Below are 17255 nucleotides of genomic sequence, written 5' to 3' on the forward strand. Positions count from 1 at the left end.
TTTAGGGGGAAGATTCAGGCCAAGATTCAGGCGTTGGCTTCAACAACCTCACGGATCCTGTCCTGGTACTCGCGCAGCTTTTGCGGAGTCATCATGCGACGCTGATCGTCGAGCACTACGCCGCCGACTTCATCGGCGATGTGCTGCGCGGACTGCAGCATCAGCTTGAAGTTTTGCGCTGCATTGCCGTAGGAAGGCACCTGCATAAAGATGGTCACACCTGGCGTGGCGAAATCGGCCATATTTTCAGGATCAAAGGACCCTGGTTTAACCATATTCGCAAGGCTAAACAGAACCGGGCCGCTGCCATCCGGGCTGAGATGGCGGTGGAAAATATTCATTTCACCAAACTTGAAACCGGCCTGCTGAATGCTGTTCAACAGCAGCTCACCGTTTAACATCGTGCCAGCATGGGCAGCGACGTTCATCACGATCACCGTTTCTTTTTTCACCGGTGCAGGCTGCGGGGCTGGTTCAGCAACAACAGGCTCAGGCACAGGTTCTGCAGTGAATTGTGGCGCAGGCTGAACGGGTGCAGCCGGCTGCGGCTCAGGCACTGCTGCCGGAGCTGGTGCAGAAGGTGCCACAGGACGCACAGGTTCAACATGCTGAGGAACGGGCTCAACGTGGCGCGGGGTAACCGGCTCAGGCTGGCGCGGCTGCGGAGCAGGACGAGGTTCTGCTGACGCATACGGCGGCTCATAGTTGTGCTGGGGCGCCTGAGGCTGACGTGGCGAACTCGCTTCACGAGAGGCAGACTCTGGCACTGGCGCAGTACGACGCACGCGCACTTCACCGACGCCTTCCTCTTCCTCATCGTCCTCTTCTTCGTATTCGTCACGCTTCGACTTCATACGTTTCAAAGGGCGATCGCGGAACACGGACGAGCGTTCCTTACGACTGGTCCACAGACCGTGTACCAGTAAGGCTATTATGGCGATTGCGCCAACAATGATTAATATCAGACGCAAATCCTGCATCATTATATTCTCTGTTGTTCTAACACCTTGCCACCGCGGCAAACATTTACTCACTAAGAGTATTTGCCCATCTGCTCAAGTGCAAGTGCGAGCACGGTTTTCTCACCATAAAGATAGCGTAAGCGCACCTTTTTGCTGATTTTTCGACCAATTCCTGGCAAGTTTTTCTGAATGCAGTCAGTTATGATAGCGAGGCAGCTAACTGCATTGACCTGATAAGGAGTCTGCTCAGATTATGGTTTCATCTTCCGGAACCCCGCCGCGTAGTGGCGTGTATTATTTTTCCCAGGGCTGGAAACTGGTCCGCGAACCTGGCATCAAGCGTTTCGTTGTGCTGCCTCTGTTGGTCAATATCATCCTGCTTGGCGGCGCTTTTTGGTGGCTTTTCACGCGTCTTGATGTCTGGATCCCGTCGATGATGAGCCACGTACCGGACTGGCTACAATGGCTGAGTTACGTGCTTTGGCCACTGGTAACGCTCTCGGTGTTATTGGTGTTTGGTTACTTCTTTTCGACAATCGCAAACCTGATTGCCGCGCCGTTTAGCGGCCTGTTGGCAGAGCAGCTTGAAGCTCGCCTCACGGGCGCAACACCGCCGGATACAGGCGTGCTCGATATAATGAAAGATCTGCCGCGCATCATGAAGCGCGAGTGGCAAAAACTGGCCTGGTATCTGCCGCGCGCGCTAGTCCTGCTCCTGCTCTACTTTATTCCGGGTATCGGCCAAACCGTCGCCCCGGTCTTGTGGTTCTTATTCAGCGCATGGATGCTGGCCATTCAATACTGCGACTACCCTTTTGATAACCATAAAGTGCCATTCAAACAGATGCGTGTGGCGCTTCGCGAGAAAAAAGTTGTCAACATGCAGTTTGGCGCGCTGGTAAGCCTGTTCACGCTGATCCCTGTCCTGAACCTGTTTATCATGCCGGTTGCCGTCTGCGGTGCGACGGCCATGTGGGTGGACTGCTATCGGGAAAAACACGCCATGTGGAAATAACGACCTCAGGAAGGGAAAGACGCTTATGCCATTGCTTATTCCATGTTGCATTGGCTTATTTCCCTTCCACATATAGATATGCTATTTCCTTACTTCCGCATATTTCCTGAGCGGGTATGCTGGACCGGTATCCCAAAATTCAGACAGTTAAGGACGAGCCATGAGCAAAATTTATGAAGACAACTCCCTGACAATCGGCCACACGCCGCTGGTTCGCCTGAACCGTATCGGCAATGGACGCATTCTGGCTAAGGTGGAGTCCCGTAACCCAAGCTTTAGCGTCAAATGCCGTATTGGTGCCAACATGATTTGGGATGCCGAAAAACGCGGCGTGCTGAAACCTGGCGTGGAGTTAGTCGAACCTACCAGTGGCAACACCGGTATCGCTCTGGCCTACGTTGCGGCCGCGCGCGGCTACAAGCTGACGCTGACCATGCCGGAAACCATGAGCATCGAACGCCGTAAGCTGTTAAAAGCGCTGGGTGCAAATCTGGTGCTGACCGAAGGCGCTAAAGGCATGAAAGGCGCTATTCAGAAAGCTGAAGAAATCGTTGCCAGCGACCCGGCCAAATACCTGCTGCTCCAGCAGTTCAGCAATCCGGCAAACCCAGAAATTCACGAAAAAACCACTGGCCCGGAAATCTGGGAAGACACCGACGGTGAAGTGGATGTATTTATCGCCGGCGTCGGTACCGGTGGTACGCTGACGGGTGTCAGCCGCTACATCAAAAACACCAAAGGCAAAACCTCGCTAATTAGCGTGGCGGTGGAACCAACGGATTCTCCGGTGATTACTCAGGCGCTGGCGGGTGAAGAACTGAAGCCTGGTCCGCATAAAATTCAAGGGATCGGGGCCGGTTTTATCCCTGGCAACCTCGACCTTAAGCTTATCGACAAAGTGGTCACTATCAGCAACGACGACGCCATTGCGACCGCCCGCCGCCTGATGGATGAAGAAGGTATTCTCGCGGGTATCTCTTCCGGTGCCGCCGTTGCCGCCGCGCTGAAACTTCAGGAAGACGAAGCCTTTACCAATAAGAATATTGTGGTTATCCTTCCGTCCTCCGGGGAGCGCTATTTGAGTACTGCTTTGTTTGCCGATCTGTTCACTGAGAAAGAACTGCAACAGTAATGCCAGTATTTGATACATGCTTAAAAAAGCACCCGCGAGGGTGCTTTTTTGTGGCCTACATCAAACTTTCACCCTCATCGGCATTGCGCTTACCCCCGCAGGTCTGGTATTTAACCAGCAATTATTTTGATGCGCGAAATTAATCAAGCTGTGAGATGCACCTGCTGAATCGATTTAACGATTTGGTGCCTATCTGCTTTTCACGGCATAATGATGAAGAATCTGTGAAACGCTGTTGGCGTTTTTTTCACGATTCCCATGCATCCGGTGCCTCGTTCCTTTGATGATGGCGCTAACGATACAGGCTAAAGTGTGGCCGCCAGGCTAGACTTTAGTTCCACAACACTAAACCTATAAGTTGGGGAAATACAATGTTCCAGCAAGAAGTAACTATTACCGCTCCGAACGGTCTGCATACCCGCCCTGCTGCTCAGTTTGTTAAAGAAGCTAAAGGCTTCACTTCCGAAATCACTGTGACTTCCAACGGCAAAAGCGCCAGCGCTAAGAGCCTGTTCAAACTGCAAACTCTGGGCCTGACTCAGGGTACCGTAGTGACTCTCTCCGCCGAAGGTGAAGATGAGCAGAAAGCCGTTGAGCATTTAGTAAAACTGATGGCTGAACTCGAGTAAGTTCTGGGTTCTTCGTAAATATCAGTCACAAGTAAGGTAGGGTTATGATTTCAGGCATTTTAGCATCCCCGGGTATCGCTTTTGGCAAAGCACTTTTGCTGATAGAAGATGAAATTGTCATCGACCGGAAGAAAATTTCTGCCGACAAAGTTGAGCAGGAAGTTGAACGTTTCCTCAGCGGGCGCGCCAAAGCATCCGAGCAGTTAGAAGCGATCAAAATTAAAGCTGGCGAGACCTTCGGTGAAGAAAAGGAAGCTATCTTCGAAGGCCACATTATGTTGCTGGAAGACGAAGAGCTCGAGCAGGAAATCATAGCCCTTATCAAAGACAAGCTGGTCACGGCGGACGCCGCGGCGTACGAAGTGATTGAAGGCCAGGCAACGGCTCTGGAAGAGCTGGATGACGAATACCTGAAAGAGCGTGCGGCTGACGTGCGTGACATCGGTAAGCGTCTGCTGCAGAATATTCTCGGCCTGAACATTATCGATTTAAGCGCAATCAAGGATGAAGTTATCCTGGTTGCCAAAGATCTGACGCCGTCTGAAACCGCACAGCTGAACCTGAAAAAGGTGCTGGGTTTCATCACCGACATCGGCGGACGTACCTCCCACACCTCCATCATGGCGCGATCTCTTGAGCTGCCAGCGATTGTGGGCACCGGTAGCGTCACTTCCGACGTGAAAAACGACGACTATCTGATCCTCGACGCGGTTAACAACAAAGTTTACGTTAACCCAACCAACGAGCAGATCGAAGAGCTGCGCGCCGTTCAACAGCAGGTTGCCTCTGAGAAAGCAGAGCTGGCTAAGCTGAAAGATCTGCCGGCCATCACCCTCGACGGCCACCAGGTCGAAGTGTGTGCCAACATTGGTACCGTGCGTGACATCGACGGTGCTGAGCGTAACGGCGCCGAAGGTGTGGGTCTGTATCGTACCGAATTCCTGTTCATGGACCGTGACTCGCTGCCAACCGAAGAAGAGCAGTTTGCCGCGTACAAAGCCGTGGCTGAAGCCTGTGGCTCTCAGGCGGTTATCGTCCGTACCATGGACATCGGCGGCGACAAAGAGCTGCCGTACATGAACTTCCCTAAAGAAGAGAACCCGTTCCTGGGCTGGCGTGCTATTCGTATCGCCATGGATCGCAAAGAGATCCTGCGTGACCAGGTTCGTGCCATCCTGCGCGCCTCTGCATTTGGCAAGCTGCGCATTATGTTCCCGATGATCATCTCTGTTGAAGAAGTGCGCGCACTGAGAAAAGAGATTGAGATCTTCAAGCAGGAACTGCGTGACGAAGGCAAAGCGTTCGATGAATCTATCGAAATCGGCGTGATGGTCGAAACCCCTGCGGCCGCGACGATTGCTCGTCATCTGGCCAAAGAAGTCGATTTCTTCAGCATCGGCACCAACGATTTAACTCAGTACACCCTGGCAGTTGACCGCGGTAATGATATGATTTCACATCTTTACCAGCCGATGTCACCGTCCGTACTGACTCTGATTAAGCAAGTTATTGATGCTTCTCATGCAGAAGGTAAATGGACCGGTATGTGTGGTGAGCTTGCGGGCGACGAACGTGCTACACTTCTGTTGCTTGGGATGGGCCTGGACGAATTCAGTATGAGCGCCATTTCTATCCCACGCATCAAGAAGATTATTCGTAACACGAACTTCGAAGATGCGAAAGTGTTAGCAGAGCAGGCTCTTGCTCAACCGACAACGGACGAGTTAATGACGCTGGTTAACAAGTTCATTGAAGAAAAAACAATCTGCTAATTCACGAGATGCTGCCCAAATTACTGCTTAGGAGAGAAGGCTAATGGGGTTATTTAGTAAACTGTTCGGTGACAAAAGCAATAGCGACACCGGAACCATTGAGATCGTTGCTCCACTGTCTGGCGAAATCGTTAACATTGAAGACGTGCCGGACGTCGTGTTTGCTGAAAAAATCGTTGGTGATGGGATCGCTATCAAACCAACCGGCAACAAAATGGTTGCTCCGGTTGACGGCACCATCGGTAAAATCTTTGAAACCAACCATGCCTTCTCTATCGAATCCGATAGCGGCATTGAGCTGTTCGTTCACTTTGGTATCGACACCGTTGAGCTGAAAGGCGAAGGCTTCAAGCGCATCGCTGAAGAAGGCCAGCGCGTGAAGAAAGGCGACGTGGTTATTGAGTTCGACCTGCCGCTGCTGGAAGAGAAAGCCAAGTCTACCCTGACCCCGGTTGTTATCTCCAACATGGACGAAATCAAAGAGCTGATCAAACTGACAGGTAGCGTAACCGTGGGCGAAACCCCGGTGATCCGCATCAAGAAGTAAGATTCATGCAGAAAAAAGGCACCTCAGGGTGCCTTTTTTATTGGCTGCGATTCAGCGAGGAAGAATCAGTTCATCTGAGCGCTGCGCCTGAGTCCAGGTCATCACGTCAAACACCCGGTGCGCAGCTTCTCCTGCGGCAACCGCTACTGCCTTGCCCTCCAACATTCGGCTTACCAGCTCGGCGCAGAACAAATCCCCGGTGCCTTTCAGGTCGGTCACCACACGCGCATGGCTGGTCACATCAACCTCATCAGCGGTCACCGTCACCACGGAAATCGTCTCCGCGCTATTCCCCGGCGCGCTGGTTATCACCACCCAGCGCAGCGTTTCAGAGAGAAGGCTTCTGGCCGCGATCACCGCCTGTTCCAGCGTATCGCAGGGCATCCCGGTCAGAATATGCAGCTCAAAGAGATTGGGCGTGATCCCCTGCGCATGGGGCAACAGCGCCGTGCGATAAGCTTCAGGAATACCCGCCTTGACGTAAATACCGCTGTCGGTATCCCCCATTACCGGGTCGACAAGAATCAACAGCTCAGGATGGCTGTCGCGCCTCTGACGCAACCACTCCGCCAGCAGATGGATTTGCTCCGCACTGCCCATATAACCCGTCGTCACGGCCTTCAGTTCACGTAACGCATCCCGTTCTTCTAGCGCTTGCAGATAACCGCTAAACCAGTCAGCCGGGATCACACCGCCATAAAACGTATCGTAGTGTGGCGTGTTGCTGAATAACACCGTAGGAACGGCCATAACCCGCCAGCCATGCTGCTGGATCGCCGGGACCGCGATACTGTTCCCGACGCTGCCGTAAACGACCTGAGATTGTACCGCCACAATATCTGTCTGCAGCGCCCGGCCTGCATCGTGAAACAATACCGACTGTATATCGCTATCCTGACTCATTTTTTCCCCTTGCCCGCCAGACCGTTGAGGCCCGAATTGCTGAGCGGCCATTATAACCAGACCAGGGCTACACAACCACGATAAGTACGGTCGCTTTATTTCGACAATGACCCACATGCGGCTGCCATCATTCAGATTTATCGAATCAATGGCAAAAGTAATATTTTCTTTCCGTCGTTACACTTTGAAAATGTATCACCTGAATGATGAACGAAAACATTATTACCGATTAGTGCTGGATGCCTGAAAACTAATAACATCCACATAAACATTTCATCAACAATATCTTCATCATCGCTGGATAATATATCTTCAGCCCTCATTTTTAACATTATTGAATTCTGCCAGCCTTACAATTTCACCAGGTCAAATATCATAACCTCACCTATAACAAAAGTTCCCTCCGGAGGATAAACCTCACTCTGCATGAATAAAAGGAAGCGATTATATGAAAGATATATCCAGAAGAAGCTTCATGGCATTTGCCGCAGGCGGTACCGTCGTATTAGCGGCCGGGCAGGCCCATGCCCACGATGACAAAGTAAAATCTTACCCGGCAAGCGTGCGCGATCCTGGCCCTCACGACCCCATCCGGGAAGCCGAAAACCCTGATATCGTCAATCCCCCCTCTACCGACAGCGGCACACTGCCAAATCTGCGCTACTCCTTCAGTGACGCTCATGTCAGAAAAGGCACCGGCGGCTGGACAAGGCAGGTGACCAAACGTGAGTTGGGGATTTCAACCACCATCGCCGGGGTGGATATGCGCCTAAATGCCGGAGGCATCCGCGAACTTCACTGGCACAAAGAGGGGGAATGGGCTTATATGACCTACGGCAATGCGCGGGTAACGGCCTTCGACGCAAAGGGAGGCTGGTTTGTGGATGATATCGGCGTCGGTGATTTATGGTATTTCCCGCCGGGCATCCCTCACTCGATTCAAGGTATAGGGCCTGACGGCTGTGAATTTCTTTTGGCCTTCGACGACGGTGGATTTGATGAAGACAGCACGTTCCTGTTATCCGACTGGTTTAAACATATCCCCCCTGAGATATTAGCCAAAAATTTCCAGGTTCCCGTTTCTACATTTTCTAAACTGCCTTCACCTGCCGATGAATATATTTTCGCGGGTACGGTGCCAGGCAGCCTTGCCTCAGACAGTATTAATAGCGCGGCTAAATCAGAAATTAATTTCACCCACCATATGCTGGCGCAGGATCCGATTAAAGCCCCTGGCGGCACGGTCAGAATAACGGACTCATCTAATTTCCCGGTGTCGAAAACGATTGCCGCTGCCCTGGTAGAAATAGAACCCGGCGGACTGAGAGAGCTTCACTGGCATCCAAATAACGACGAATGGCAATACTATCTTGAAGGGGAAGGCAGAATGGGCGTGTTTGCCTCTTCGGGCCAGGCCAGAACCTTTGATTACCGCGCCGGTGATGTCGGCTACGTTCCCTTTGCGATGGGGCATTATATCGAGAATACCGGCACCACGACCCTGCGCTTCCTGGAACTGTTTAAAAGCGACTATTACGCGGATATTTCACTCAACCAGTGGCTGGCCAGCACGCCGCCTGAGCTGGTGAAGCAACATTTACAGCTGGATGATACCTTTATGAAGGCGTTGAGTCTGCATAAAAACCCAGTTGTGAAGTAAGCCTGCTCTCAGGAAAAGATCGCCTCAGGCGACCTTTTCCTGGCTTACAGTGTCAGATGCCCGCGCCCTGAACGTAGCTCTCTTCCCCGAACACGCCGGTAGAAAGATAGCGGTCTCCCCTGTCGCAAATAATAGCGACCACTACGGCCCCCGGGTTAGCTTTGGCTACGCGCAGCGCACCTGCCACCGCCCCGCCAGAGCTCACGCCGCAGAAAATCCCCTCTTCCATCGCCAGGCGGCGCATAGTCTGCTCGGCTTCCGTCTGCGCCATGTCGATGACTTCATCCACCAGCGTCGGGTTGAATATCTTCGGCAACCACTCTTCAGGCCAGCGGCGGATCCCCGGAATGCTGCTGCCCTCTTCCGGCTGCAGCCCGACAATTCTCACCGGCTTGCTTTGCTCGCGCATAAAGCGACTGACGCCGGTAATCGTGCCCGTCGTGCCCATGCTGGACACAAAATGCGTGATACGCCCTTCGGTCTGCCGCCAGATCTCCGGCCCGGTTGTCGTGTAATGCGCCAGCGGGTTATCCGGGTTATTAAACTGATCGAGGATTTTGCCTTCGCCTCGGTCGGCCATTTGCTGAGCCAGTTCACGCGCGCCTTCCATGCCCTGAGCTTTGCTGACCAGAATCAGCTCCGCGCCGTAAGCCTGCATCGCCGCCTTGCGCTCCATGCTCATGTTGTCCGGCATCAGCAGCTTAATGCGGTAGCCTTTGAGCGCAGAGATCATCGCCAGTGCGATACCGGTGTTGCCGCTGGTTGCCTCAATCAGCGTATCACCGGGTTGAATTTCTCCACGCTTTTCCGCCTGAACAATCATCGACAGCGCTGCGCGGTCTTTTACCGAGCCAGCGGGGTTGTTGCCCTCGAGCTTGACCCAAATTTCGCTGCCGTTAGTCAGCCCGCTGCGCTGCAGCCGGACCAGAGGAGTATTGCCAATTGTGCTTTCTAAAGTGATCACTTGCCTGCCCGCAATAAATGAAAAAGCGGCCTCGGTGGGCCGCTAGTGCGTGTCCTGTCGGGGTAAATTATCAGGCGGACTGCGCCAGGTCTACACCCTGAATACGGTTAACCCCTTCGTACAGGCGCGCGTTTTGTAGCCCCACAAACAGGCGCTCGCCGCGCTGTGGAATTTGCTGCTCTTTCAGAACCACCGTCAGCGGTTCGTCATACCAGCCTAGCGGCTGCACAACTAACTGCATGTAATGCCCGCGCGGGCTAACTTCCAGCACCTGCACGGGCAGCGGTGAATCAAGGTTCGTGCGGCGACTAACGTCCACTTCCCACGGACGCAGGAACAAATCAACGTCACCCTGATGGACCGGAGTGAACCCCAGTGGCCAGCGGTGCGCGCCAACGTGAAACTGGCTCCCACGAATCACGCCTTTCAGGCGGTTAACCTCGCCGAGGAACTCCAGCACGAAGCGAGTCGCGGGCTCACGCCAGACCTGCTCAGGCGTATCGACCTGCTCAATATTACCCTGGCTCATCACCACCACGCGGTCGGCGACTTCCATCGCCTCTTCCTGGTCGTGCGTCACAAACACGCTGGTGAACTTTAACTCTTCATGCAGCTCACGCAGCCAGCGGCGCAGCTCTTTACGAACCTGAGCATCAAGCGCCCCAAACGGTTCATCCAGCAGCAGGATTTGCGGCTCCACCGCCAGCGCACGCGCCAGGGCAACGCGCTGCTTCTGGCCGCCGGACAACTGTGCCGGGTAGCGATCGGCCAGATGGGAAAGCTGCACCATCTCCAGCAGTTTCGTCACTTTCTGTTTGATCTCGGCGGCAGAAGGCCGTTCGCGACGCGGCAGCACCGTTAAACCAAAGGCGATATTGTCGAATACCGACATATGGCGGAACAGCGCATAGTGCTGAAACACAAAACCGACTTTACGGTCGCGGGCATGCATCCGACTCACGTCGGTGCCGTGGAAGCTGATGCGGCCGCTGTTCTGGTGCTCCAGCCCGGCAATAATACGCAGCAGCGTGGTTTTACCGGAACCGGATGGCCCAAGTAGCGCCACCATCTGACCAGAAGGGATATCCAGCGAGATATCGTTCAGCACCTGGGTGCGTCCAAATGACTTCTTAATATTGGCAATATCAATGCTCATGATTTTCCTCCTGCTTCAGGCGCTTTTCCTGATTATTCAGACGCCACTGCACCGCACTCTTTAAGAACAAGGTCAGAACTGCCATCAGGGTCAACAACGCCGCGGCGGTAAACGAACCGACGGTGTTGTAATCCTGCTGCAGTAACTCAATCTGTAACGGCAGCGAGAATGTCTCGCCGCGAATCGAACCGGATACCACCGAAACCGCACCAAACTCGCCTATAGCGCGGGCGTTGGTCAGCACCACGCCATAAAGCAGCGCCCAGCGAATATTGGGCAGCGTCACGCGGCGGAACATCTGCCAGCCAGAAGCACCCAGTAAAATCGCGGCTTCATCTTCCTGGCTGCCCTGGCTTAGCATCACCGGCACCAGCTCGCGCACCACAAACGGGCAGGTCACGAAGATCGTCACCAGCACCATGCCCGGCCAGGCAAACATAATCTGCAGGTTGTGGGCATCCAGGAACCCTGCCAGCGGGCCATTAGAGCCGTAAAACAGTAGATAAACCAGGCCCGCAACGACCGGGGAAACGGCAAACGGAATATCCAGCAGCGTCAGCAACAATTGGCGGCCGGGGAAGTTAAAACGCGTCACCAGCCAGGCCAGCAGCGTGCCGAACACCAGGTTTACCGGCACGGTAATCAGCGCAATCATCACCGTCAGCCAGATAGCGTGCAGCATGTCCGGGTCAGCGATATTTTGCAGCGCGGGCATCAACCCTTTAGAAAAAGCCTCAACAAAAATAGAAGCGACCGGCACCACCAGAATCAGGAAAGAGACCAGCACGCCGATAGCAATCAGCGCCCATTTTCCCCAGTTAATGCGGGAGCGGTTATAGTTTTTCAAAGCAGTGACGTCCGTCATCAGTGACCTACCACGCGTCGACCAAAGCGACTCTGCAACGTATTAATGGTGAACAGCAGCAGCAGCGACGCCGCCAGAATCACTGACGCAATGGCGCTGGCCGCCGGGTAATCAAACTCCTGCAGGCGCACGAAGATCATCAGCGAGGTGACTTCTGTCTTCCAGGCGATGTTTCCGGCAATAAAGATAACCGCGCCAAACTCCCCCAGACTGCGGGTGAAGGAGAGAGCCACGCCCGCCATCAGCGCCGGAGAAAGTTCCGGCAGTACTACGCGGCGGAAACTCTGCCAGCGAGTCGCGCCGAGCGTTTCAGCGGCCTCTTCGTATTCTGGCCCCAGCTCTTCCAGCACGGGCTGAACGGTACGCACCACAAACGGAATGCTGGTAAACGCCATCGCCACCGCGATACCCAGCCAGGTGTAGGTCACCTTAATGCCAAACTGCGCCAGCCACTCGCCGTACCAGCCGTTGACGGAAAACAGCCCGGCGAGGGTTAAACCCGCCACCGCAGTGGGCAGCGCAAAAGGTAAATCCATCAGCGCATCTAGCAGGCTGCGCCCCGGAAACTGGTAACGCGTCAGGATCCACGCCATTAGCAGGCCGAACACGCCGTTAAACACGGAAGCCAGCGCGGCGGAAAGCAGCGTGACTTTATAGGCGGCCACCACCTGCGGGTTAGTAATCACATCCCAGTACTGGGAGAACGACATTTGTGCCAGCTGCATCACCAGCGCGCTCAGCGGCAGCAGCAGGATCAGGCAAACAAACAGCAGGCTGGTGCCGAGGCTAAGCGTAAACCCCGGCAATACGCGTTTTGAACGACTGGCAAACATCAACTACGCCCCGCCGCTAACAGCTTGTCCAGCTCCCCGCCGGTAGCAAAATGCGTTTTCATCACTTCCGGCCAGTTGCCGAAGGCATCTTCCACACGGAACAGTTCGGTCTGCGGGAATTTATCTTTCAGCTTGTCCATTACCTGCGGGTTATTCACGCGGTAGTAGTAATCGGTAATGATGGTCTGCGCCTCAGGACTGTAGAGATAATTCAGGTAGGCTTTGGCCGCTTTTTCCGTGCCGTTTGCCTTCACGTTTTTATCCACCCAGGCAACCGGGAACTCAGCCAGGATGTTGACCTTCGGCACCACCACTTCATAGCCGTCTTTGGCGTACTGGTTACGGATGTTATTCACTTCTGACTCGAATGAAATCAGCACGTCGCCCAGCCCACGTTCGACAAAAGAGGTTGTCGCCCCGCGGCCGCCGGTATCAAACACTTCGACGTTTTTCAGGAATTGCGTCATGAACTGCTCGGTTTTGGCTTTATCGCCGCCGTCAGCTTTGTCTGCCGCGCCCCAGGCCGCCAGATAGGTATACCGGGCGTTACCGGAAGTTTTCGGATTCGGGAAAATGAGCTTCACGTCCGGGCGCACAAGGTCGCTCCAGTCGTGGATGTTCTTCGGGTTGCCCTTGCGCACCAGGAAAGCCATGGTGGAGTAGAAAGGCGAGCTGTTGTTCCCTAGGCGGCTCTGCCAGTCCGCCGGGATTAGGTTGCCTTTGTCGTGCAGGATCTGCACATCGGTCACCTGGTTATAAGTTACAACGTCAGCTTTTAAGCCCTGCAAAATGGCCAGCGCCTGTTTTGATGACCCGGCATGAGATTGTTTTATCGTCAGCTTGTCGCCGTTATTCTCCTGCGCCCACTGTTTTTCAAACGGCGGGTTAAGCGCGGCAAACAGCTCGCGGGACACATCATAAGAGCTATTCAGCAACTCTGTTGCGTGGGCAGAGCCTGCCAGCAGCAGAGAGACCGCAAGCGCGTTCCATACTTTTTTAACTGACCTGATTGCCATGCTTCGCCCTTATAAATGTGATGAATGCCATAAAGTCATGACAGTCAGTGTATTTATAACGAGCGATAAAGCTGTAACGCTTTTATATACCGTTTGGCGATTTACAAGAAGAAAGGGATATAAGAAAGCGGCGTAGCAAACGCTACGCCGGAGGGGATTACAGGCTCAGTAATTTATCGAGCGACGGCGCGAAGTAGTAGCCGCCGGTGACCGGCTTAGTGAAGCGCAGCATACCGTCACGCTTGCCGTCAGCGTCGCCAAACATGCTCAGCAGCTGCTGTTCAATGTTATGCAAACGCGCACAATAGGCGATGAAATAGAGACCGTGCACGCCGCTGGCGGTGCCGTAAGGCAGGCTCTGACGCACAATTTTCAGCCCCTTGCCGTCTTCTTTCAGATCGACCCGGCTCAGGTGAGAAGTGGCTGGCCGCGCGTCGCCGTCGATCTCTTCGTTTTCCTGTTTGGTACGGCCGAAGATCATCTCCTGGTCGTGCACGCTCAGGCGGTTAAGCTGCTTGAGGTTGTGTTCCCAGCGCTGAACCAGCACATAGCTGCCCCCGGCATCCACGCCTTCGTTGATCACCGCCACCTGGCGACGATTCTCTTCGCCCTGCGGGTTTTCGGTCCCGTCAACGAAGCCGCTGAGATCGCGCTCTTCTACCCAGCGGAAGCCGTGAATCTCTTCTTCAATTTTCAGCGCATCGCCAAACGCGGCCAGCGCGGCCTGAGCCACGGAGAAGTTCACGTCATGGCGCAGAGAAAGAATGTGGATCATCACATCGTGCTGGGTTGCGGGCGCCAGGCCTTTGCCTAATGGCGTAAAGTTTTTCAGCTCTGCGGCACCTTCGCCTTTGCTGAGATCGCGCCACAGATCGTGCCCGAAGCCAACGGTCGCCCCCAGCATCGCGTCAGGAAATTGTTCCTGGAAAGCGTTCAACGCTTCAATAAAGGTTTTGCACCCTGCGCTAACCGCGCTGAAGTCGCCCTGCACAGTAGCTTCCAGCCAAACGGCGGCACGACAATGTTCCGGCAGAATGCCGCTTTGAACCCGAGACATGATTCCTCCTGAAAAAATGCCACCCAGGGTGGCATCATAGTTACGTACCACCGGAGGTGGCATTTATCGGGCTATTTTAACCTGATTCATTCACGCCGACTTGCGGCGGCGCAAACCCGGCGCAGATTTTATCGACGCCAGATAATTTTGTTAAGCTTCCATTTCTTCAGCGTATCATCCGACGGCATCAAGCCTTCCGGCCCGTGCCATTCACCTGTAAACAGATAGCTGATGTGCTGGCTGTCAGGTGCCTGACAGATAACAGCTTCCGCATCATCGCCGGTGCCTTTTTCGCAAACCCCAAACGCTTTCTGATAAAGCTCACTGAAAGGCGTACCAATTTTCACGCCGCTGGCGGTTTTGATGTCATCATCCATCACATACACGCGGCTCACTGTGCCTTTTTCACCGTTCACCTCCAGCTTCACGTCTTTGTCTTTCATCGCCTCAAAGTAACGCACGATAGTGCCGTTTTCGGTTTTCATGCCGCTGCGCAGGCGGTAATTGTCATTCAATCCCTCGCTCACGGCCTTCTCATCCATCGCGGTAGCTGAAGTCAGTTTCCCCACGCCCTGCTCGCTCACCTCAACGGAAGAGCCAAACCAGTTCCACGGATAAGCCGCAGACCAGTTAACGGAAGACAGCGTGGAGCATCCGCTCAGAACCAGCGGCAGGCCTAGCATCATCAGGCGCAGAGATTTCATTGATCATTCCTTTTCAAAAAATGGTAACGGCCTTTGGAGTCCGGGGATGTCAAAAAGTGCCGCTTAACTCGTTTTTCAGGGCGAAGTAATCCCGCAGCCGGCGGTTAGCCAGCAGCCACCAAAGCGCGAACAGATCGACAATCAGCAGAACAAGGGTGGTACCGGTCAGCGTTTCATCCCCGGCCAACAGCACCAGTTGCCACGCCAGCAGCCCAATCTGAGCCGCAATCAATATCCAGCGAAACGCCCGCCAGAACCGGGGCCAAAGGTGTCGACGCCCGCTAAGCAAAAAGGCCAGCGCAGCCGGAATACCGGGGATCAACCCCAGCCAGAAGTTATCGCGGTCGGGATAAAACAGGCCCAATAGCGCATCGCCTTGCTGACGAGAAGCCCCCGCCAGCACCAGCAAAACCCAGGTGCGGGCCTGTAACAACAACACCGCCCAGAACAGCAGCGGTGCTTTTAAGTTGCCCTGCGAATCATAATCAGCAGGCAAATACATGGCATGAACACATTTGAAAATTAATATTCCTGATCTTCTATCAGCCGTTTGCCGAGCAAAATAGTGTCCTGATGCTCGTAGTCGAGCTTTTCATAGAGGCCGATAACCAGATCGTTCTCTTCGCGCACCATTATGTGGATCTTCGGGCAGCCGCGGGCAATCAGCTTCTTTTCCAGCCGGTTCAGCAAGGCGTTAGCAATGCCACGGCCCCGAAACTCCGGGTGCACGCCCAGGTAATAGGCTGAACCTCGATGGCCGTCATACCCGCCCATCAACGAACCGACTATCTCACCGCCTACCTCAGCGACTAAAAACAGGTCTGCATCGTGATGCAGCTTACGTTCAATGTCCATTTCCGGGTCATTCCATGGGCGCAGTAAATCGCAGCGCTCCCAAAGGGTAATGACCTCTTCGAAATCTTCCTGGCGAAAAACGCGAATTTCCATGGTATTAGCCACCTTAAGCCGTAAAAGGTTGATTATGGCGTTAACCGTCCGTTAAGCCAATAACTGCCGCAAAAGCACGAAAAAAATGGCATAATCTCCGACCAGTCATGAAATGAAACGAATGGATATACATTTCTGACGCCAGAGTGTCGTTTGCATGAAGCCGATACGTTATAACTTCCCATCTGGACTCCATAAGATAAATAATTCATCCGCATGAGCAAAATTAAATCGCTAACGCAACTTACGACGCGCCGCCAGGTCCTGCTCACGGGTTTGGCAGCGTTGACGCTAACCGGTATGAACAAAGCGCTGGCAAAGGAAGAAGCCAAATCGCTGAAAACCACCAATTCCCACAGTAAAGTGGCCAAAAAATCCGGGGCAAAACGCATTGTTATGCTCGACCCGGGCCACGGTGGGATTGATACCGGTGCCATCGGCCACAACGGGTCGAAAGAAAAACACGTAGTGCTGGCTATTGCTAAAAACGTGCGCAGCATCCTGCGCAGCAACGGGATCGACGCCAGGCTGACACGCACCACGGACGAATTTATTCCGCTGTACGATCGCGTTGAGATAGCCCACCAGCACGGTGCAGATCTGTTTATGTCTATTCACGCGGATGGCTTCACCAGCCCAACCGCCGCAGGTGCTTCCGTATTCGCCCTGTCTAACCGCGGCGCAAGTAGCGCCATGGCGAAATATCTATCAGACAGAGAGAACGCCGCGGATGATGTAGCGGGCAGCAAAGTGAAAGACAAAGATCACTACCTGCAGCAGGTGCTGTTTGATCTGGTGCAGACCGACACGATTAAAAACAGCCTGACGCTCGGCTCGCATATCCTGAAGCAGATAAAGCCGGTGCATAAGCTGCACAGCCGCAACACGGAACAGGCAGCCTTCGTGGTGCTGAAGTCGCCGTCTATTCCGTCCGTGCTGGTTGAAACGTCGTTCATCACCAACCCGGGCGAAGAAAAATTGCTCGGCACCACCGCCTTCCGCCAGAAGATTGCCACCGCCATTGCCTCCGGCGTGATGAGCTATTTCAACTGGTTTGATAACCATAAAGTCCACGGTAAGAAGCGTTAATTT

Annotated in this window: 18 protein-coding genes; 7 read left to right on the plus strand and 11 right to left on the minus strand. The window is 53.9% G+C overall.

The window, feature by feature from the left end; translation table 11 throughout:
- Positions 1-26 precede the first annotated feature (26 nt).
- Positions 27-983 (minus strand): cell division protein ZipA, encoded by a 957-nt coding sequence (gene zipA / locus LH23_RS21855; RefSeq protein WP_039295785.1) that lies wholly within the window; start codon positions 981-983, stop codon positions 27-29.
- Positions 984-1215: 232 nt separating this feature from the next.
- Between zipA and cysZ the strand changes: the two genes are divergently transcribed.
- From cysZ to crr, 5 genes are all read left to right on the plus strand, one after another.
- Entirely contained in the window at positions 1216-1977 is a 762-nt protein-coding gene (gene cysZ / locus LH23_RS21860) for a sulfate transporter CysZ (RefSeq protein WP_039295788.1), read from the plus strand.
- A gap of 160 nt (positions 1978-2137) precedes the next feature.
- The gene (cysK, locus tag LH23_RS21865) at positions 2138-3109 is read left to right on the plus strand and encodes a cysteine synthase A (protein WP_008459590.1); all 972 of its coding nucleotides are present in this window, start codon (positions 2138-2140) and stop codon (positions 3107-3109) included.
- 371 nt (positions 3110-3480) lie between these two features.
- A complete protein-coding gene (gene ptsH, locus LH23_RS21870) occupies positions 3481-3738 on the plus strand; it encodes a phosphocarrier protein Hpr (protein ID WP_002913505.1) in 258 nt (85 codons plus the stop codon).
- Between the two features lie 44 nt (positions 3739-3782).
- Positions 3783-5510, plus strand: a complete 1728-nt coding sequence (gene ptsI, locus LH23_RS21875) for a phosphoenolpyruvate-protein phosphotransferase PtsI (RefSeq protein WP_039295793.1) — start codon at positions 3783-3785, stop codon at positions 5508-5510.
- Positions 5511-5553: 43 nt separating this feature from the next.
- Positions 5554-6057 carry a PTS glucose transporter subunit IIA gene (crr, locus tag LH23_RS21880; RefSeq protein ID WP_016537566.1) on the plus strand — a complete coding sequence of 168 codons (504 nt, stop codon included), beginning with the start codon at positions 5554-5556 and terminating at the stop codon, positions 6055-6057.
- A 51-nt stretch (positions 6058-6108) separates the two neighbouring features.
- Here the strand turns inward: crr and pdxK are convergent, their stop codons facing one another.
- Complete coding sequence (gene pdxK / locus LH23_RS21885; RefSeq protein WP_039295798.1) at positions 6109-6960, minus strand: pyridoxine/pyridoxal/pyridoxamine kinase; 852 nt, start codon at positions 6958-6960, stop codon at positions 6109-6111.
- A 448-nt stretch (positions 6961-7408) separates the two neighbouring features.
- Here pdxK and LH23_RS21895 point away from each other — a divergent pair, with 448 nt between their 5' ends.
- Positions 7409-8620, plus strand: coding sequence for an oxalate decarboxylase family bicupin (locus LH23_RS21895; RefSeq protein WP_039295803.1), 1212 nt, complete (start codon positions 7409-7411; stop codon positions 8618-8620).
- 52 nt (positions 8621-8672) lie between these two features.
- Here the strand turns inward: LH23_RS21895 and cysM are convergent, their stop codons facing one another.
- The 9 genes from cysM to LH23_RS21940 all read right to left on the minus strand — a co-directional run bounded on the left by cysM (position 8673) and on the right by LH23_RS21940 (position 16163).
- The gene (cysM, locus tag LH23_RS21900) at positions 8673-9584 is read right to left on the minus strand and encodes a cysteine synthase CysM (protein ID WP_039295805.1); all 912 of its coding nucleotides are present in this window, start codon (positions 9582-9584) and stop codon (positions 8673-8675) included.
- A gap of 70 nt (positions 9585-9654) precedes the next feature.
- The gene (gene cysA / locus LH23_RS21905) at positions 9655-10740 is read right to left on the minus strand and encodes a sulfate/thiosulfate ABC transporter ATP-binding protein CysA (protein WP_039295808.1); all 1086 of its coding nucleotides are present in this window, start codon (positions 10738-10740) and stop codon (positions 9655-9657) included.
- Complete coding sequence (gene cysW / locus LH23_RS21910; protein ID WP_039295810.1) at positions 10730-11605, minus strand: sulfate/thiosulfate ABC transporter permease CysW; 876 nt, start codon at positions 11603-11605, stop codon at positions 10730-10732. The genes cysA and cysW overlap by 11 nt, the downstream gene beginning before the upstream one ends.
- Positions 11605-12438 (minus strand): sulfate/thiosulfate ABC transporter permease CysT, encoded by an 834-nt coding sequence (cysT, locus tag LH23_RS21915; protein WP_008459572.1) that lies wholly within the window; start codon positions 12436-12438, stop codon positions 11605-11607. Before cysT ends, cysW begins: the two co-directional genes overlap by 1 nt.
- Complete coding sequence (locus tag LH23_RS21920; protein ID WP_039295812.1) at positions 12438-13454, minus strand: sulfate ABC transporter substrate-binding protein; 1017 nt, start codon at positions 13452-13454, stop codon at positions 12438-12440. The genes cysT and LH23_RS21920 overlap by 1 nt, the downstream gene beginning before the upstream one ends.
- Positions 13455-13611: 157 nt before the next feature.
- On the minus strand, positions 13612-14511 hold the full coding sequence (locus LH23_RS21925) for a Dyp-type peroxidase (RefSeq protein WP_039295815.1): 900 nt from the start codon (positions 14509-14511) through the stop codon (positions 13612-13614).
- Positions 14512-14639: 128 nt separating this feature from the next.
- On the minus strand, positions 14640-15215 hold the full coding sequence (locus LH23_RS21930) for an RpoE-regulated lipoprotein (protein ID WP_039295817.1): 576 nt from the start codon (positions 15213-15215) through the stop codon (positions 14640-14642).
- Positions 15216-15264: 49 nt separating this feature from the next.
- Positions 15265-15717 (minus strand): DUF2919 domain-containing protein, encoded by a 453-nt coding sequence (locus LH23_RS21935; RefSeq protein WP_039295819.1) that lies wholly within the window; start codon positions 15715-15717, stop codon positions 15265-15267.
- 20 nt (positions 15718-15737) lie between these two features.
- Entirely contained in the window at positions 15738-16163 is a 426-nt protein-coding gene (locus tag LH23_RS21940; RefSeq protein WP_008459564.1) for a GNAT family acetyltransferase, read from the minus strand.
- 216 nt (positions 16164-16379) lie between these two features.
- Between LH23_RS21940 and amiA the strand changes: the two genes are divergently transcribed.
- Positions 16380-17252: an N-acetylmuramoyl-L-alanine amidase AmiA gene (amiA, locus tag LH23_RS21945; protein ID WP_039295821.1), complete on the plus strand. Its 873-nt coding sequence runs from the start codon at positions 16380-16382 to the stop codon at positions 17250-17252.
- Positions 17253-17255 lie beyond the last annotated feature (3 nt).

The organism is Cedecea neteri (assembly GCF_000758305.1).
In the GTDB taxonomy this organism is placed as follows: Bacteria; Pseudomonadota; Gammaproteobacteria; order Enterobacterales; family Enterobacteriaceae; genus Cedecea; species Cedecea neteri_C.